Raw genomic sequence first — 17,828 nt, forward strand, 5'->3', positions numbered from 1 at the left:
CTTTCGATACGCGGGTACGCGCTTTCGGTACCCGCGTGTCACGCGATTCGGCCGCTGAAGACACGTCAACTCGGTGCGTGGGCAAGGCACCACAGCCACAGGGGGTACGCCATGGCCGCAAGGCCGCTCGTCGCCAGGCAGCCGAACGAACGACTGCAGGCGCTCATCCAGGAAGCGGGCTGCTCGAACGCGGGGCTCGCCCGGCGGGTCAACATGTGCGGCGCGGAACACGGACTCGACCTGCGCTACGACAAGACGTCCGTCGCGCGCTGGTTGCGTGGACAGCAGCCGCGGGGCCGGGCGCCCGCGATCATCGCCGAGGCGCTGGGCCGCAAACTGGGCCGTACGGTCACGATCGACGAGATCGGCATGGCCAACGGCAAGAACCTCGCGTCCGGTGTCGGTCTCCAGTTCTCGCCGACGGTACTGGGGGCGATCGAGCAGGTCTGCGAGCTGTGGCGCAGCGATGTGGGGCGGCGGGACTTCCTCTCGGGGTCGTCCGTCGCCGCCTCCGCGCTCGTCGAGCCCAGCCGCGACTGGCTGATCTCCGGGCCGGACCCCCAGGTGGCGCGTTCGGCGGGGCCCCGGGTGGGGCTGCCCGACGTGGCGGCCGTACGCGCGATGACCCAGGCGCTCGTCGACCTCGACCACCAGTACGGCAGTGGGCATGTACGGCCGGTCGTCGTGCACTATCTCAACAGCGTCGTGTCCGGGCTGCTGGCCGGGTCGTACCGGGAGGCGGTGGGGCGGGAGCTGTTCGCCGCGGTCGCCCGGCTGACCGAGCTCGCCGGGTACATGGCCGTCGACACCGGGCAGCCCGGGCTCGCCCAGCGCTACTACATCCAGGCGCTCCGGCTCGCGCAGGCCGCGGGCGACCGCGCGTACGGCGGGTATGTGCTCGCCGCGTCCATGAGCCACCTCGCGGCGCAGCTCGGAAACCCGCGCGAGATCTCGCAGCTGGCGCGCGCGGCGCAGGAAGGGGCGCGGGGGCGGGCGACCCCGCGTGCGGAGTCCATGTTCTACGCCGCGGAGGCGCGCGGGCATGCGCTGATGGGCGACGCGCGCGCCGCGCAGGACGCGGCGGGGCGGGCCGTGGAGGCGCTGGAGGCGGCGGAACCGGCGTCCGGGGACGACCCGGCGTGGATCAAGCACTTCGACGAGGCCTATCTGGCCGACGAGCTGGCGCACTGCCACCGGGATCTCGGGCAGGCGGTGGCTGCGGCCCGGCGGGCCGAGGAGTCGCTGGCCAAGCATCCCGAGTCGCGGGCCCGGCGGCGGGCGATCGGCTACGTGCTGCTCGCCACGGCGCAGGTCCAGCAGAGGGAGGTCGAGCAGGCCTGCGCGACGGGGATGAAGGCCGTGGAGCTGCTGGGGTCGCTTCGGTCGAATCGGGGGGCCGAGTACCTGGAGGACTTCCAGCAGCGGTTGGAGCCGTTCGGGGAGGAGGCGGTGGTCAGGGAGTTCGGGGCGCGGATGGATCTGCAGGCGGCGTAGTCGCTCCGCTCGGGGCAGGGGGGCCTATTGGCTCGGGGGTGCCTGTTGTTTTGGCGGCTGCGGGTGGGTTGTGGCTGGTCGCGCAGTTCCCCGCGCCCCTGGGGGGGCGGGGTGGTTCGACGGCTGCGGGCGGTTCGTGGCTGGGCGCGCCCGCGCGGCGGAGCCGCACATCGCTGGGGTACCGCGCCCCTGAGGCGTGCGGGGCGTGGGTGGTGCGGCGCCCTGAGGGGTGCGGGCGCGGGTGGTGGCCTGCTTGTTACCAGGAACCGGTAGCGTGAGGCGTCGATTCCACAAGTTCCCCCATTCGTAGGAGTCCCGGTGACGCAGAGTGGACAGGGCGGGGAGCCCTCGGCGCGGCCCGCGCACGAAGGCATCGTGCTGCCCTCCGACGGTGGCGCGCCGCTCCTGCCGGGGGATCTGCCCCCGGCTCCGGTCCCGCCCCGGTGGGGCACCGAGCCGCCCGCCGCCCAGCCGCCGGCCGACCCCTGGAACGCCGCTCCGCCCATGCCGCAGTGGGGTGACCAGGGCGCTCAGAGCGTGCCGTTGCCGCCTGAGGTGCCGCCGGTCGCGCCGTTGGACGAGGGGGTCACGCAGTACATCCCGCCCGTGCCGGCGGCCGGTGCCATGCCCGTGGACGAGGCGGCCACTCAGTACATACCGCACATACCGCAGATGCCGCCCGCGCCGGCGGCTCCCGCCGCGGAGGACGCCACGCAGTACCTGCCGCCGGTGGGGCCGGGCGCGCTGCCGCCGGAGGCGCCGTCCGACGCGACGACGTTCCTGGGGCGGGTGCCGAACGCCGGCGCCGGGCCCCTGCCATCCACGGCGCACCCCGGTCAGCCCGCCCACCCGGACGCCGAGGCCACGCAGTACATACCGCCGGTGGCCGCACAACCTCAGCAGCAGGCGTACGGCGCGCCGGCGCCGCAGCAGCCGGACGTGTTCGACAACCTCTTCCGGAGCGATCAGGGAGACCCGGGGGGCACGCAGCACCTGCCCCGGGTCGAGGGGCCGCCGCCGGTGTCGCAGCCGCCGCAGCCGCCGTACGGGGGGCGGGGTGCCGCGAGACGGGACGGTGGCGGAGGCGGTCGTAGCGGCAAGTCACGGGTGCCCCTCATCGCGGGCGTCGGGATCGTCATCGCCGCGCTCGGCATCGGAGCCGGTGCCCTCATGGGCGGTGGGTCGGAGGACGACCAGCAGAGCGACAACAAGACCGTGTCGGCGTCCGAGAGCGCGCCCGAGGAGTCGGCGTCACCGTCCGCGGACCCGGCGCAGGAGCAGGCGGTCGCGCTGGACAAGCTGCTGGCGGACAGCGGCAACAGCCGTAACTCCGTGATCAAGGCGGTCGCGAACATCAAGGCCTGCAAGAACCTGGGGCAGGCCGCCACCGATCTGCGCAACGCGGCCCAGCAGCGAGGCGATCTGGTCACCCGCCTCGGCGGACTGTCCGTCGACAAGCTGCCGGAGAACGCCGTCCTGACCACCGCGCTCACGAACGCCTGGAAGGCCTCCGCCTCCGCCGACAACCACTACGCCGCGTGGGCCGACCAGGCAGCCAAGAAGAAGGGCTGCAAGAAGGGGCAGGCCCGCACCACCCCACAGACCCAGGCCGGCAACCAGGCCAGCGCCACGGCGAGCGCCGAGAAGACGAAGGCCGCCCGGCTGTGGAACGGCATCGCCTCCACCTACGGCCTGACGCAACGCCAGGCGGGCCAGCTCTAGTCGGCGGCCAGGTGCGGCTAGGTGGCGTCCACCAGGGTCTTCTCCACGTTCACGAACCCCCGCCGCGCGGCGACCAGTTGACCCTTCCGTACGACCTGGAAGGTGACCTCCGGGTTGATCAGGCGGGGGAAGTTCGCTGCCGCGATGAGGTCCTCGAAGCGCCAGCGGAGCGGCGGGGTGAGCCCGCCGGTGTCGACCTTCAGGCCGTCGTCGAGGACGCTGCGGATCGCGATGGACGTCACCTCACCGTCGCCGATCTTCTCGATGGTGGCCTTCAGCACGGTGTACGCGATCCAGGTGGTCTGCACGCCTGGATCGGCCGGGTCGATCCGGTTGTCCTTGAAGGCGTACTCCTGGATCACGTCCTTCATCGTGTCCCAGCGCTTGTCGGTCTCCACCGGGTACCAGCCGGTGACGAACGACCCCTCGTACGGCCCCGACCTGCCGCCGGTCGCGTCGATCACCGTCTGGTCGACGCTGCCGAGGACCGTGCCGGTGCGTACGTCCGCGTAGTCGTCGCGGTCGCGGCGGAAGGAGTCCATGAAGGTGAAGGTGCGGTCGCCGAGCGCGGGCACCACGCACCCTTCCCGGGCGGGATCGGCGGTGGCCCGCTGGAGGGCCTGCCGGGCATGGTCCGAGTACTCGGTCGCGTCCTCGGCGGCCAGCTGGTCGGCGGCCTTGCCGTGGCCCTTCGCCTGCAGCCCCGAGTTCAGGAGCAGCGGGAGCTGGTCGCCGGCTATCGAGTCGGGGCGTACGAGGGCGACGGGGCCGCAGGCCTGCGCGAGCTGTTCGCCGAGGCCGGCCATGAGCGAGGCCTGGCCGCCGTTGACCGGGTAGGAGAGGGAACTGGCGAACTCGTCGTCGGTGACGCCGTAGCCTCCGATGTACGGGATGCCCGCGGACTCCAGCGGGGCGAGGAAGGAGCGGCCGTGCTGGCTGTAGGAGCCGACGACCGCGACGACGTTCTCCTTGGCCGCGCGGCGGGCGCACTTCGCGGCGGAGACGGTGTTGTTCCGGTCGTTGCAGGTGAGGATCTTGAGCTCGCGGCCGTTGATGCCGCCGTTGGCGTTGACCCAGCGGGCGTACGCCTGTGCCATGGCCGGCATGCCGGGCTTGTTGGTGGCGGCGGTGTCCTGTGGGGCCCAGGTCATGACGGTGACGGGGGCGTCCCCGGAACCCCCCGTGGTATCAGGGATGACGCCGCACCCGACGACGAGTGACGCACACGCCGCCAGCGTGGTGGCTCTGGCCAGGCCTTTCGTGATGCTCTTGGTGAGGCCTTGGGCAGGAGTAGTCAGTCGCGCCTGGAAGCCGGTCATGGGTCCGCACGATTCCGCCACATCACCAACCCGGGCGTGACGCGTGGTCAACATGGGGTGACTGGGAGGTGAATTGCGGGAGGCTACGATCGTATTTTCGAGAGGTTTGAGAGAGGAACGCACGATCTGATGACCGTCCAAGGTTCGGAGAACCCTTCCCGTCGCGGGCGTCGCTCATCCACCATGGGTGGCATGCCACTGAACGACATGCCGTGGTGGCGCTGGCGCAGCAATGTGCGCTCCGCGCTGCACATGCTCTCCGATCCGGTGTTCCAGCGGGACGTCTGGCTGGCCGGCGTCGACGGCTACGGTGACGTCACCGACGCCGTGTACCGCCTGGTCGAGGACACCTGGTTGGACAACTGGTCCGCCGAGAAGTACGTGGGCACGATCTTCCGTGACGCGCAGGAGGCGGCGCTCGTCGACACCGCCGTGCTGCGCGTCCTGCGGATCATGCACCAGGTCGGCCCGGACGCGCTCGTCTCCGCGTACCTCGACCACGACGCCTGGCCCGAGGCGGTCCGCGCGGCCCGAGAGGCCCACGTGCGCCTCTCGGCGAGTGACGGGGAGGACCCGGACGCACCGCCGCGGACGCTCGAGGTGCTGCGGATCATGACGAGGGCGGCGTAGGGGCGCTGCCGGTGGGTGGTGCGGCCTGTGGTCCGGTTGGGCCGGTCTGCGGGACGGTTGCCGACCTGGGTACGCCATATGGGACCCTGTCGGGCATGAACGAGCAGTCCACCCGAGCCGCGGCGCCCGCCGACCAGTACGTCCTGACCCTCGCCTGCCCGGACAAGCAGGGAATCGTGCACGCCGTGTCGAGCTACCTCTTCATGACCGGCTGCAACATCGAGGACAGTCAGCAGTTCGGCGACCACGACACGGGTCTGTTCTTCATGCGCGTCCACTTCTCGGCGGAGGTGCCGGTGACGGTGGAGAAGCTGCGGGCCAGCTTCGCGGCGATCGGTGACTCCTTCCAGATGGACTGGCAGATCAACCTCGCCGAGGAGAGGATGCGGGTCGTCCTCATGGTCAGCAAGTTCGGGCACTGCCTGAACGACCTGCTGTTCCGGGCGTCGACCGGGGCGCTGCCGGTGGAGGTCGCGGCGGTGGTGTCCAACCACACCGACTTCGCCGAGCTCGTGGCGTCGTACGACATTCCCTTCCACCACATTCCGGTGACGAAGGACACGAAGGACGAGGCCGAGGCGCGGCTGCTGCAGCTCGTGCGCGACGAGAACGTCGAGCTGGTGGTGCTGGCCCGCTACATGCAGGTGCTGTCGGACGACCTCTGCAAGCAGCTCAGCGGCCGGATCATCAACATCCACCACTCGTTCCTGCCGAGCTTCAAGGGCGCGAAGCCGTATCACCAGGCGCACGCGCGTGGTGTGAAGCTCATCGGCGCGACCGCGCACTATGTGACGGCGGATCTGGACGAGGGGCCGATCATCGAGCAGGAGGTCGAGCGGGTCGGGCACGGCGTGACCCCCGAGGGCCTCGTCGCGATCGGGCGTGACGTGGAGTGCCAGGCGCTGGCACGCGCGGTCAAGTGGCACGCCGAGCGCCGCATCCTGATGAACGGCCGCCGGACGGTCGTTTTCGCGTAGGGGCGCCTGGTAGCTCGGGGTGCGGGGCGTTCGGCGACTGCGGGTGGTTCGTGGTTGCTCGCGCCCACGCGGCGGAGCCGCATATCGAGACAGTCCCGCGCCCCTTACGGGGCACAGGCCGGTCGTGTAGCTGCGGGCAGTCGTGCCGCTGGGGCGATGGGGGCACCTCCCGCTCATGGGGGTCCCTCCCGCTCGAGCGAAGTCGAGAGTGGGGGGAGAAGCCGAGAGTGGGGGAGGGTGGGCGCAGCGGCACCTTGTAACCGCCGGGCGGCGGACCCGCCCCCGCCCGGCAGAAGCCCCGGGTGCCCTGACCCGGCGGCGGTTACATTCGGCTCAGGCTCGCCGCCGCGAACAGTACGTCTCGGATGGCCGCGCGGTCGCCCACCTGCCCCGCGGCCGCGTCCTCCGGAGGAACGTGGCCCGCGGCGAGGCGGCAGAACTCGACGCCGTCGAGGGTCACGTGGGCGACCTCGTGCTCGGCGGAGCCCACGGCCGCGGGGGAGTCGAGCGGGATGAGCCACTCACCGCCCCCGGAGCCCTCGATCTCCAGGCGGAGGCTGCGCCCGGGCGCACCGGCCGATACCAGATGGCGCCCGGCCGGCGGCGCCGCCAGCCCCGTCCGACGCCGGTCGGCCAGCGCGGCGGGCAGCATCCGAGCCGCCAGATCGATCATGCCGTGCAGATGGCGCGGGGAGGGCGCCTCGTACGGGTAGTCCACCGCCTCCGCGATGTCCTCCGCGTGGATCCAGCACTCGAACGCCCGGTCGAGCATCGCGTCCCGCAACGGCAGCTCGAACCCGCCGTACGACACCGCCTCGGTGCCGTCGTCGCCCGTGAACGACGTCGTACGGACGATGTTGTGGCTCTGTTCCCGCCAGGGCCCCCGGATCGAGCGGGTGGGCGGGAAGTGGGCGGCCTTCCAGTACGCCTCGGTGCGTGCCTCGGGCGTACGGTCGTCCGGTACCGCTTCGAGCTGGTCGAGCGGGTCCTCCAGGCCGAGCGCGGTCGCGACGAGACCGTCGACGCACAGCAGGTGGGCGATGACCCCGGCGACGGTCGTGCGACGGTCCACCGGCCCCTCGCCCTCGAACCAGCGCAGCCGCACGGGCGTGTGCCAGTCCGCGCTGCCGATGTCCTGGAGCAGCGCGTCCAGCCGGGCCGCCTCCGCGTCGTACGGTGCCGCCCAGCGCGGTACGGGGATGCGCGGCGGTCGCCGGCCGAGGCAGCTGTCCAGGACCTGGGTACGCAGGGACGGGTCGAGATCGAGGCTCTCCGGCTGGTGCAGCAGGCCCACGGCCTCCCGCAGCCGTCGGGCCTCGTCCGCACACGAGCCACACGTCCCGAGATGCTCCTCCACCGCCAGCGCCTCCTCCGCCGAACACACCGCCAGAGCCCAGGCCCCGAGCAGCGCCTTGAGCACCCGATGCTCCAACACGAGTGGCATGAAGGGGACGGAGGACGGGGCCGACGGCGCAGCGGCCGGCGCGAGCCCTTCGCCCTGCCCACTTTCCACCACCGACCCATCGCTCACCGAAGCCGGCCCCGCCGCCACTCCGGGCGGTCCAGCCTCCACCGGTGGCGCTTCGGGTTCAGAGGTCTGCGTCGACGGCGGTTCAGGGCGGTCGGTCCGCCCCGGCGTTTGTTCGGGCGACGAAGCCTGCGCCGACCGTGGCTCGGCCGGGTCGGTCTGGGCGGGCGGTCGTTCGGGCGCCGGGTCCGGCGTCGGCTCGGGTACGGCGTTCGGCAGTGGCAGGCCGGTGTCCTCCACGGACGACCGCGGAAGCGGGATGCGCGGCGGTCCGACGGGCCCGTCGCCACCCCCACCGCCCACCGGCCCACCGGGGCCCTGGGAGCCGCCTACACCACTGCTGGATCCCGCCTCGCCCTCGCCAGGTCCTGCCGCGCCGTCGCCGGTCTCCGCCGGTCCGTCGTCCGAGACGTCATCGCCGCGACCCCGGCCGGAGTCCAGGTCTCCCCGGTCGGCGCCCTCCTCGTCCATCGGCTCCCTCGCCGACGGCACCCGGCCGAGGCTCAGCCCCTCGTCGCGGCTGTCCTCCTGCCAGGCCTGGCCCTGTGGCTCCTCGTCGTACGCGTCGGAGCTGTTCGTGTCGGCGTTCACACGGCACCCCCGTATTCGGGTGGGGTGCCGGAGGGGCGGGTGTCGTGGGCGGTGGAGAGGAGCTGGAGGCCGAGGCGGAGGCGGCGGCGGGCCTCGTCCTCGGTGACGCCGAGGTAGGTGGCGGTCTGGCGGTAGTCGCGGCGCTGGAAATAGGCCAGTTCCAGGGCGGCCCGCAGCGGTGTCGGCATGGCCTGCACTATGTAGTCGGCGCGGGCGGCGACCGAGGCGTGGTGGATCTTGCGCTCCAACTCCTCGGCCGTGCCCTCGCCGCCCTGGGCGAGCGCGGCGGTCTCGGTGGCGCGCAGCCGCTGCACGGCCAGCCGGTGGGTCAGCGCGGCGACCCAGGAGCGGAGCGGGCCGTGCTTGGGGTCGTACGCCCCGGGGTCCTCCCAGAGCTGGAGGAACACCTCGCGGGTGATGCCGTCGGCGGCCCGCTCGTCGTCGAGGACCCGGTGGGCGAGACCGTGCACGAGCGATGCGAACCGGTCGTACAGCTCACCGAGCGCGGCCGCCTCGCCGTGCGTCAGCCGCTGCTGCATCCTGCGGTCCCAGCGGGGTGGTGCGTCCTTCGTCGCCATGCGGGCCCTTCCCCCTGGTGGTACCTGCGCCGTTCCTGATCGCCGGGTGGTCGGCCCGACGGGTAAGTCCAGCCTGTGCGCACTGCCTTCTCGAATGTAGTCGGCACCGCTGACCGCGCACGCCCCTTTATGGCAATGTGCGCCCCTCGCAAGGCGGATGGTGGTAGGGACCGGCAGGGACCTCCTTCGTAAGGCGCATTTACGCCGCCCACGTGCGCGGCAGCCCGTCCGCAGCCCATCCGCCGACCCTCTTTCGCATCTCCGTGCGACGCCTACCCTGCGCGAAACCGACCACACAGGACCGTGCTTGATTGATTCGCGATCAACAGCCTGTCGAAAGTCGATCAGTTGTGACCGTACTCGATGGAAATCGCACCGAAAAGGCTCGTGAAATGGCTCGGTTACCACGCGCTTTCGGCGGAGTACGGGTGTTTCATGGAACGAGGGCGGGGCAGCCGCGCAGCAGGAAGCGGTTCGGTGGCTTCCGGTTCGGCGACTGAGAGGCATCGCGGTGGCATTCGAAGTGACCGACGGCAGGCACGGTGAGTGGGCGGTGCTGCATGTGTCGGGAGAGATGGATCTGGTCACGTCACCGTTGCTCCGCCAGCGGGTGCACGAAGCGGTGGCCGAGGGGCGGCGAAGTCTCGTCCTCGACCTCTCCGGAGTCGTGTTCTGCGACTCCAGCGGGGTCGGCGTCCTCATCGCCACCCGCCGGCTCATGCGGTCCTGCCGGGGCCGGCTCCGCCTGATCCTCCCGGCCGACGGCCACGCGGGCGGCGGCCCCGCCGAGGGCGCGCACGTCAACCGCGTCCTCGCCGCGCTGGGCGTACGCCGCCTCTTCGACGTCCACCAGGACGTGACGTCGGCGATCGCACCGGAGCCCGGGGAGGCCGACCCACTGTCGGCGTGACCTCAGGGAATGTCACCGCGTAGCCACACTGTTGTCCCGGAATTCCCGCAGTCTTGGTACAAGCGCCGCTTTCCCCCACCGTCCCGGCCGCCGACGTCGTACGCTCCGTCCGGAGAAGCACCCCACTTGACGTAAGGCGGGCCCGAGAAGAATGGTCAGCAGCGAGTACGAGGGCAGGATCGCCGCCCGGTTCGCCACTTTCGACCAGGACGGCAACGGCTGGATCGACCGCGAGGACTTCAACGCGGCGACCAAGGCGGTTCTCAGCGCGTTCGACACCACTGCCCGGTCCGACAAGGGCCAGGCCCTGTACAGCGGCGCCGAGGCCTTCTGGCAGGGCATGGCCGGAATCGCGGACCGGGACGGCGACCAGCGGATCACCCGGGACGAGTTCGTGAACGGCGCGGTCAAGCGGCTGCGCGACAACCCCGACCGTTTCGCCGAGATCGCCCGCCCCTTCCTGCACGCGGCCCTCGCCGTCGCGGACGCCGACGGGGACGGCGCGGCCACGGTCGAGGAGACCGCCCGCGTCCTCAAGGCCCTCGGCGTCCCGGCCGAGATCGCCACCGCGACCGCCGCCGCCCTCGACACCGACACGGACGGCAAGGTCAGCGAGTCGGAGATCGTGACGGCGTTCGCGCGCTACTTCACCGTGCCCGAATAGCGCTCGCGCAGCTTGTACTTGAGCACCTTCCGCAGGGTCTCGTTGCGCGGAAGGGCGTCCACCACCTCCAACTGCTCCGGCAGCTTGTGGACCGACAGCCCTTCCGCGCGCAGATAGGCGGTCACCGCCGACAGGGTCAATTTCCCGGCCCCCGGAGGCTGTTCCACCACCGCGCACACCCGCTCCCCGCGCACCGCGTCCGGCAGCCCTATCACCGCCACGTCCCGCACGGCGGGATGACGGTGCAGCAGGTCCTCGATCTCCTTCGCGGAGATGTTCTCGCCCTTGCGGATGATGACGTCCTTGAGGCGACCGGTGAGGACCAGATGGCCGTCCTGCGTGAGATGCCCGAGGTCACCCGTGACAAAGAACCCGTCCGCGTCGAACGCCGCCGCCGACTGCGCCGGATCCAGATACCCCTGACAGACGGCCTCCCCCTTCAGTCGCACCTCCCCGTCCACGATCCGTATCTCCATCCCCTCCGGCGGCCGCCCCTCCGTGGTCGCCAGGTTCTCCGCCGAGTCGTCCGGCGCCCCCATCGTGATCATCGGGACCTCGGTCATGCCGTACCCGTGGGTGAGCCGCACGCCCATCTCACGGACGACGCAGTGGTACAGCTCGGGCGGCTTCGGGGCACCGCCGCCCGCGAGCAGTCGCAGGGAAGGGACGACCGGGACGCCCGGCTGCTTCCGCTGCTCGGCGAGGAACATGGAGTAGAACGCCGTCGAACCGCCCGCCACCGTCACCCCGTGCGCGCGGTAGCCCTCCAGCGCGTCCGGCATGGCGAAGTGCTCGAACAGTACGGCCGGGAAGCCGTACAGCAGGAGCATCACCATGTAGTCGGGGCCGCCGATGTGGGCGTAGGGGAAGGCGATCGAGCCGACGTCGTCCTGGGTGAGGCGCAGCGCGTGGGCGAGGCAGGAGCCGCCCGCGATGAGCGAACAGTCCGTGTGGAGGACGCCCTTGGGGTCGGAGGTGGTGCCCGAGGTCCAGTAGATCCAGCGGACGGAGTTGCCGTCGGCGGGCGGGGCGGGCAGGACGGCCGGGTCGCCGTCCGGCAGTTCGGCGCCGTCGTACGCCTCGAAGATCCCCCTGGCCCCCAGTCGCCGTGCCATCGCCGTGTGGTCGAAGCCCCGCCACTCGCCGGGTACGGCGAAGAACTCGGCCTTGGACTCCCGCAGCGCGAAGCCGACCTCGCGGTCGCGGTAGAAGGGGATGACCGGCGACTGTACGGCGCCGAGCCGGGCCAGGGCGAAGGAGAGCAGGACCGTCTCGATACGGGTGGGCAGCTGCCAGGCGACGACCGTGCCGGGGCGTACGCCCCTGCCGTACAGCCCGGCCGCCACCCGCTCGGCCCGGTCGCGCAGCTCGCCGAAGCCGAGGGAGCGGTCGTCCTGGAGGAGGGCGGGGCGGTCGGGGGTGAGGTCGGCGCGGCGGGCCAGCAGTTCCCAGAGGGTGCGGGACTCGCTGAGCGCGTGGGCGGTGTCGTTCACGGCGGTCCCCTCGTGCAGCTGACGGATAGTCAGATTCTGGGCAGAGCGTAGAGCCGGGCGCCTTGTCGGTCCAGGGGTGCGCCACTAGCCTGCTTGAGAAGGCTTACCTGACGGCCCATCAGATAACTGGTCGGACAGCGGACAACCGAGTGGGGGGACCCATGACCGAACTGCCCCGCATCATCAGCGTCGACGACCATGTGATCGAACCCGCACACCTCTTCGACACCTGGCTGCCGCGGAAGTACCGGGACCGCGGGCCCAGGCCCCTCACCGCCGGGATCGGCGAGCTCGCGTACGTCGCCGGGAAGTACCAGATCACCATGGACCCGGAGGGCCAGCAGACCGACTGGTGGATCTACGAGGACCTCAAGTTCCCGTACAAGCGCAACATCGCGGCCGTCGGCTTCGACCGGGACGAGATGACGCTGGAGGGGATCACCAGGGAGCAGATGCGGCGCGGCTGCTGGGACCCGGCCGAGCGGCTGAAGGACATGGACCTCAACCATGTCGAGGCCTCGCTCTGCTTCCCGACCTTCCCGCGCTTCTGCGGGCAGACCTTCGCCGAGGCGCACGACAAGGAGGTCGCCCTGGCCTGCGTGCGCGCGTACAACGACTGGATGGTCGAGGAGTGGTGCGGCGACAGCGGCGGCCGGTTGATCCCGCTGTGCCTGATCCCGCTGTGGGACATCGACCTGGCGGTCGAGGAGATCCGGCGGAACGCCGCCCGGGGCGTCCGGGCGGTCACCTTCTCCGAGATCCCCACCTACCTCGGCCTGCCCTCCATCCACTCCGGCTACTGGGACCCGTTCTTCGCGGTCTGCCAGGAGACCGGCACGGTCGTCAACATGCACATCGGGTCCAGCTCCCAGATGCCGGCCGCCTCCCCGGACGCCCCGCCCGCCGTCCAGGCCTCGCTCTCCTTCAACAACGCGATGGCCTCGATGATGGACTTCCTCTTCAGCGGGGTCCTCGTGAAGTTCCCGCTGCTCAAACTTGCCTACTCCGAAGGACAGATGGGCTGGATCCCGTACGCCCTGGAGCGGGCGGACGACGTGTGGGAGGAGCACCGCGCCTGGGGCGGCGTACGGGATCTCATCCCCGAGCCGCCGTCGACGTACTACTACCGGCAGATGTTCTGCTGCTTCTTCCGCGACATGCACGGCGTCGCCTCGCTGGATGTCGTCGGGCGCGACAACGCGACCTTCGAGACCGATTACCCGCACGTCGACTCGACCTTCCCGCACACCAAGGAAGTCGCCCTCGACCATGTGAAGGGCCTCGACGACGAGACGGTCTACAAGCTGATGCGGGGCAACGCGATCCGCATGCTCGACCTCGATCTCGATCGCGGCCAGGACCGCTAGTGGATCTGTCGTACACGCCCGAGGAGGAGGCGTTCCGGGCGCGGCTGAGGGCGTGGCTGGCGAAGGTGCTCCCGTCGCTGCCGCCGAAGCCGTCGCCCGACGACTGGCCGGGCCGCAGGGCCTACGACCTCGGATGGCAGCGGATGCTGTACGACGCCGGGTACGGGGAGGTGCACTGGGACGCGTCGCCGACCGTGCGGCTGATCTTCCTGGAGGAGACGGAGAACGCCGGGGCGCCCTATGTGGGCGCCAACTTCGTGGGGCTGCTGCACGCCGGGCCGACGATCGCCGCTGAGGGGACCGCCGAGCAGCGGGCGCGGTGGCTGCCGCCGGTGCTGCGGGGGGAGGAGGTGTGGTGCCAGGGGTTCAGCGAGCCGGAGGCGGGGTCCGATCTGGCGGCGCTGCGCACGCGCGCGTACCGGGACGGTGACGAGTACGTGGTGACCGGGTCCAAGATCTGGACCTCCCATGCGGAAGTCGCCGACTGGTGCGAGCTGTTGGTACGGACGGATCCCTCTGTGCCCAAGCACCGCGGGATCTCCTGGCTGGCGATGCGGATGGACGCGCCTGGTGTCACCGTACGGCCGCTGCGGACCCTCGCGGGGTCCACCGAGTTCGCCGAGGTGTTCCTCGACGAGGTACGGGTTCCCGTCGCCCATCGGGTGGGGGAGGAGAACGACGGCTGGCGGGTGACCATGGTGACCCTGTCGTTCGAGCGTGGGACCGCCTTCGTGGGTGAAGTAGTCGCCTGTCGGCGGGTGTTGAGGGCGATCGCACGGGAGGCCCGGGCGTGCGGGCGCTGGGACGATCCCGTCGTCCGGCGGCGGCTTGGGCGGTTGAACGCCGAGTTCCGGGCGCTGTGGCGGCTCACGCAGTGGAACGTGAGTGAGGCGGAGTCCTCCGGAGGGGTGCCGGGGGTGGGGGGTTCGGTTTTCAAACTGAGGTACTCGCGCGCGCGGCAGGAGCTTTACGAGGCGGCCGCGGAGGTGTTGGGGGTGCGGGCGTTGGATCTCGGCCAGGGGTGGGTGGTCGATCGGTTGTCGTCGTTGGCGTACACGATCGCGGCGGGGACGTCGGAGATTCAGCGGAACATTGTGGGTGAGCGGATTTTGGGGTTGCCGAAAGGGTGACGACGGGCTGAGGGGCGGCTCTCGATTATGCGTTTTCAACTCACCGAAGATCAGCGGGCGTTGCGGGATGGCGTACGGGGGCTGCTGACGCGCCGCTTTGGGGCTGAGGCGCTGCGGGCTGCTGTTGAACAGCCAGGGCTGGACCGGAAGTTGTGGCGGGAGCTGGGGGCCGCCGGGTTCTTTTCGTTGCGGTTGCCCGAGGTTGAGGGTGGGGTCGGGCTCGGGCTGCCGGAGGCCGTGTTGGTGTTTGAGGAGGCGGGGCGGGCTTTGTTGCCCGGGCCGTTGGTTGCGACGCATCTGGCGGCGGGGGATGTGCCCGGGGCGGCCGACGGGGAGGCCGTGGTGACCGCTGTGGGGGGCGGGGGGCTCGTGGAGTGGCTGGACGCGGCGGACGTGGTGCGGGGGGATGCGACGGGGGCTGTGCCGATGCGGTCGGTGGATCCGCTGACTCCCTTGTGGCGGGTGCCGCCCCACTCGGTGGTGGAGCCCGATCCGGTCTTTCTGCTGCTCACCGCCGCCGAGCAGCTCGGTACGGCCGGACGGACGTGTGAGGCTGCGGTGCAACACGCGCGGACTCGTGGGCAGTTCGGGCGGCCCATCGGGGCGTTTCAGGCGGTCAAGCATCTGTGTGCGGAGCTGTTGGTGCGGGTGGAGGTGGCGCGGGCGGCGGTGTACGCGGCGGCCGTGACCGCCGACCCGGTGGACATCGCGGCGGCGCGGCTGCTGGCCGACGAGGCGGCCGTGCGGGGGGCGCGTGACTGCCTTCAGGTGTACGGCGGAATGGGGTTCACCTGGGAGGCCGACGTACATCTGGGTTTGAAACGGGCATGGGTACGGGCGGAACGTGGCGGATTGCACACGGAGAGTGAGAAGTTGCTGGCGGGGGAACTGTTGATCGAGGCCGGCTGACCGGTGCTGACCTGGGTGGGCGCGAAAGGTGTGGCGGAGCCGCTGTTCAATGTCGCGGAACGTGGCATACCGGAATTACCGAGCGTTGATACCGGGTTGTGTCCTAGGTGTGACTTGTCACGGCCTGGAGTCGGAGCCCCACTCCGGTACCTTCTGGGGGATGCGAGCGGTCCCGAGGTCGAGCCAACCCGGTGTTGCCCCTGTGGTGGCCCCGGATCCGGCGATGCGCGCCGCTGGTGAAATGGGCCGGAGGCGTATCGCTCCGGCCTGTTCGACTCCCGGCGATGAGCGTCGCACAGTATGCCGCATGCGTACTCCTTCGCGCTGGAATATGCCCGAAGCGCTTGTTGGGGTGACTGTACGTCAACCATGCTGTCTTGTAAGGGAATCACGTTCCGTGATCCCGGTGCCGATGGTGTCGGCGGCGGTGGCGTCGACCGGGCAGAAGATGACCACGATCGTGGCCCCGCGGGGGTGCGTGGCGATGTGTCCGCCGATTCGGATGGTGTGAGCGGTGCAGGTGCTTCAAGTGCAGCTGGAGATCCGGCCCGACCCCGCGGAGGTGGGTCGCGCCCGGAGATGGGCCCGTTCACGGCTCGCCGGGTCCGGGATCAGGGCGGATGAGCCGCTGGCCGAGACGCTGACCCTGCTCGTCTCCGAGTTGGCCACCAATGCGGTCGTCCACACCGGGCGGCCGGCGATGCTGCGGTTGCTGATGTGCGGGCTGCGGGACGGGTCCATCGGGACGGTTCGGCTGGAGGTCGTTGACACAAGTGCGTGTCCGCCTACGCCGCGGTGTGCGGAGGGCGACGAGACCGATGGGCGCGGGCTCGCCCTTGTCGAAGGGCTCGCCGATCGGTGGGGGTGGAGTCCCGAGGGGGTCGGCAAGCGGATCTGGTGTGAGCTGGATCGGGTTGCGGTGACCGGGGTGGGTGCGGTGGCGCGCGGCGGGTTGGCGTACGGGGTCGTCTAGGGCTGAGGTTTCCGGTTGCCCGGCGGTGATGCCGGGCGGGGGGCGGGTCCGCTGCTCGGCGGTTGCGAGGTGCCGCTGCGCCCACCCTCCCCCATTCTCGGCTTCTCCCCCACTCTCGACTTCGCTCGAGCGGGAGGGACCCCCATGAGCGGGAGGTGCCCCCACCGCCCCAGCGGCACGATTGCCCGCGCGGGGGCTGCGCTGTGGCGGCGCATAGGGGCATGGGCTGGGCCTTGTGAAGGGGGCGGTGCTGACGTGCGCCGGACCGTGCTTCCGTACGCGGCGCCGTAGCGTCGGCCCCGAGGGGCCAACCCCCGAACGGGTGTTGACGTGGCCTGTCCGTTTGATCACGCTTGTGTTCATCGATTCGCCGTGAGGGGACGACGAGGGATTCGGTGACGGAAACCCTCGACGAGTGTGGGTCGTGTTTCGGCGTCGGCTCCCCACTGGGCCCGGGGGGCAGGGCGGGTACGCCGAAGCCGGATGGCGGCGCGCGGTGCCGTGCTCGGGGCGGGCAGCGGCGCGCCGCCAGCCGACCCAAGCTCAGAGGATGGCCACCGGGGCCACCGGCGTGCCCGTGCCGCCGACGAACGGTTCGGGCATCGCCGACAGCAGGAACGCGTAGCGCCCGGTTTCTCCACAGGCTGTGGACAACTCCTCCAGGTTCCAGTTCTGGCCTTGCGGCATGCCCATCTCGACCAGGTCGAGCGCGTGCACCGGCAGCCACAGGTCCTCGATCTCCGGCGGGAAGATCTCGAAGGTCAGGGTGTCATTGGCGACGGCGGCGACATCGCGTGCGTGGAACCACTCCGGGGTGCGCAGGGAGAGCCCGGGGGACGGGTAGGCGTACGCGTGTCTGTCGCCGGCGAGGTAGAGCTGGATCTGGCCCGTGCGGACGAGGACGATGTCGCCGGCCCGGACCCGGATGCCCGCCAACTCCTCGGCTGCCTCCAGGTCTTCGGGGGTGACCGCGTGGTCACCGGGCAGACGGCCGTCGGCGGTGCCTCGGCTGCCCAACGCGCGCGGGATGTCCAGGAGTACGCCGCGCGAGACGATGTGCCGGGCCTTGTCGATCCCGGCGAAGGTGGCGCCGGCGTGCGGGGTGATGGTGGTCGCCGGGCGGCCGTTGTAGACGCGGCCCGAGTGGGAGACATGGGCGAGGGCGTCCCAGTGGGTGGCCGCCTGGAGTCCCATGGTCACGGCGTCGTCGCTGCAGGCGACCGTACCCGGGCCGAAGATCTCCTGGTTGATCTGCACCATGGCGTGCAGGGGGTTCACACGGCCCGGGATCATCCCCGTCTGCACGCCGTCGTGCTGGAGGGGGAGGGCGAGCGGGATCCGGCGGCCGGAGCGGACGCAGGACGCCGCCTCGCGTACGACCTCGTCGGTGATCAGGTTGAGCGCGCCGATCTCGTCGTCCGCTCCCCAACGGCCCCAGTTGTTCACACGCTTGGCGATGTCGGTGAACGCGGTGAAGTCGGTGGGTGACGGTGACATCGGTCCTCCCCGGGGCTTGTGTGGGTGTATCTGACGGGTCGTAGAA

Annotated in this window: 15 protein-coding genes; 10 read left to right on the top strand and 5 right to left on the bottom strand. The window is 71.0% G+C overall.

Features of this window, described 5'->3' with window-relative positions; all coding sequences use genetic code 11:
- Positions 1-111: 111 nt before the first annotated feature.
- Together F3T56_RS12195 and F3T56_RS12200 are read left to right on the top strand one after the other, a co-directional pair.
- On the top strand, positions 112-1,494 hold the full coding sequence (locus F3T56_RS12195) for an NsdA family TPR-like regulatory protein (protein WP_149824981.1): 1,383 nt from the start codon (positions 112-114) through the stop codon (positions 1,492-1,494).
- A gap of 318 nt (positions 1,495-1,812) precedes the next feature.
- Complete coding sequence (locus F3T56_RS12200; protein WP_149824983.1) at positions 1,813-3,216, top strand: hypothetical protein; 1,404 nt, start codon at positions 1,813-1,815, stop codon at positions 3,214-3,216.
- A 17-nt stretch (positions 3,217-3,233) separates the two neighbouring features.
- Here the strand turns inward: F3T56_RS12200 and F3T56_RS12205 are convergent, their stop codons facing one another.
- A complete protein-coding gene (locus F3T56_RS12205) occupies positions 3,234-4,535 on the bottom strand; it encodes an ABC transporter substrate-binding protein (RefSeq protein ID WP_149824985.1) in 1,302 nt (433 codons plus the stop codon).
- Positions 4,536-4,664: 129 nt separating this feature from the next.
- On the opposite strand from F3T56_RS12205, the gene F3T56_RS12210 reads away from it, so the two are divergent.
- Complete coding sequence (locus tag F3T56_RS12210) at positions 4,665-5,165, top strand: SCO4402 family protein (protein ID WP_149824987.1); 501 nt, start codon at positions 4,665-4,667, stop codon at positions 5,163-5,165.
- Positions 5,166-5,260: 95 nt separating this feature from the next.
- Positions 5,261-6,142: a formyltetrahydrofolate deformylase gene (gene purU / locus F3T56_RS12215; RefSeq protein WP_149824989.1), complete on the top strand. Its 882-nt coding sequence runs from the start codon at positions 5,261-5,263 to the stop codon at positions 6,140-6,142.
- 322 nt (positions 6,143-6,464) lie between these two features.
- Here purU and F3T56_RS12220 read toward each other — a convergent pair whose 3' ends face one another.
- Together F3T56_RS12220 and F3T56_RS12230 are read right to left on the bottom strand one after the other, a co-directional pair.
- Entirely contained in the window at positions 6,465-7,973 is a 1,509-nt protein-coding gene (locus tag F3T56_RS12220; protein ID WP_246203594.1) for a zf-HC2 domain-containing protein, read from the bottom strand.
- Positions 7,974-8,257: 284 nt separating this feature from the next.
- Complete coding sequence (locus F3T56_RS12230; protein ID WP_149824991.1) at positions 8,258-8,839, bottom strand: sigma-70 family RNA polymerase sigma factor; 582 nt, start codon at positions 8,837-8,839, stop codon at positions 8,258-8,260.
- 505 nt (positions 8,840-9,344) lie between these two features.
- Here F3T56_RS12230 and F3T56_RS12235 point away from each other — a divergent pair.
- Positions 9,345-9,749, top strand: a complete 405-nt coding sequence (locus tag F3T56_RS12235) for an STAS domain-containing protein (RefSeq protein ID WP_149824993.1) — start codon at positions 9,345-9,347, stop codon at positions 9,747-9,749.
- A gap of 151 nt (positions 9,750-9,900) precedes the next feature.
- Complete coding sequence (locus F3T56_RS12240; protein WP_149824995.1) at positions 9,901-10,413, top strand: EF-hand domain-containing protein; 513 nt, start codon at positions 9,901-9,903, stop codon at positions 10,411-10,413.
- On the opposite strand, the gene F3T56_RS12245 is transcribed toward F3T56_RS12240, so the two are convergent.
- Positions 10,392-11,906 carry a class I adenylate-forming enzyme family protein gene (locus F3T56_RS12245; RefSeq protein WP_149824997.1) on the bottom strand — a complete coding sequence of 505 codons (1,515 nt, stop codon included), beginning with the start codon at positions 11,904-11,906 and terminating at the stop codon, positions 10,392-10,394. The genes F3T56_RS12240 and F3T56_RS12245 overlap by 22 nt on opposite strands.
- Positions 11,907-12,067: 161 nt before the next feature.
- On the opposite strand from F3T56_RS12245, the gene F3T56_RS12250 reads away from it, so the two are divergent.
- The 4 genes from F3T56_RS12250 to F3T56_RS12270 all read left to right on the top strand — a co-directional run bounded on the left by F3T56_RS12250 (position 12,068) and on the right by F3T56_RS12270 (position 16,285).
- Positions 12,068-13,273, top strand: coding sequence for an amidohydrolase family protein (locus F3T56_RS12250; RefSeq protein WP_149824999.1), 1,206 nt, complete (start codon positions 12,068-12,070; stop codon positions 13,271-13,273).
- Positions 13,273-14,403 (top strand): acyl-CoA dehydrogenase family protein, encoded by a 1,131-nt coding sequence (locus tag F3T56_RS12255; RefSeq protein WP_149825000.1) that lies wholly within the window; start codon positions 13,273-13,275, stop codon positions 14,401-14,403. Before F3T56_RS12250 ends, F3T56_RS12255 begins: the two co-directional genes overlap by 1 nt.
- A 27-nt stretch (positions 14,404-14,430) precedes the next feature.
- Positions 14,431-15,312 (top strand): acyl-CoA dehydrogenase family protein, encoded by an 882-nt coding sequence (locus tag F3T56_RS12260; protein WP_149825002.1) that lies wholly within the window; start codon positions 14,431-14,433, stop codon positions 15,310-15,312.
- 514 nt (positions 15,313-15,826) lie between these two features.
- A complete protein-coding gene (locus tag F3T56_RS12270) occupies positions 15,827-16,285 on the top strand; it encodes an ATP-binding protein (RefSeq protein ID WP_149825005.1) in 459 nt (152 codons plus the stop codon).
- A 543-nt stretch (positions 16,286-16,828) separates the two neighbouring features.
- Here F3T56_RS12270 and F3T56_RS12275 read toward each other — a convergent pair.
- Positions 16,829-17,782 (bottom strand): cyclase family protein, encoded by a 954-nt coding sequence (locus F3T56_RS12275; RefSeq protein ID WP_149825007.1) that lies wholly within the window; start codon positions 17,780-17,782, stop codon positions 16,829-16,831.
- Between the last annotated feature and the right edge of the window lie 46 nt (positions 17,783-17,828).

It is taken from the genome of Streptomyces tailanensis, from assembly GCF_008386495.1.
Taxonomy (GTDB): domain Bacteria; phylum Actinomycetota; class Actinomycetes; order Streptomycetales; family Streptomycetaceae; genus Streptomyces; species Streptomyces tailanensis.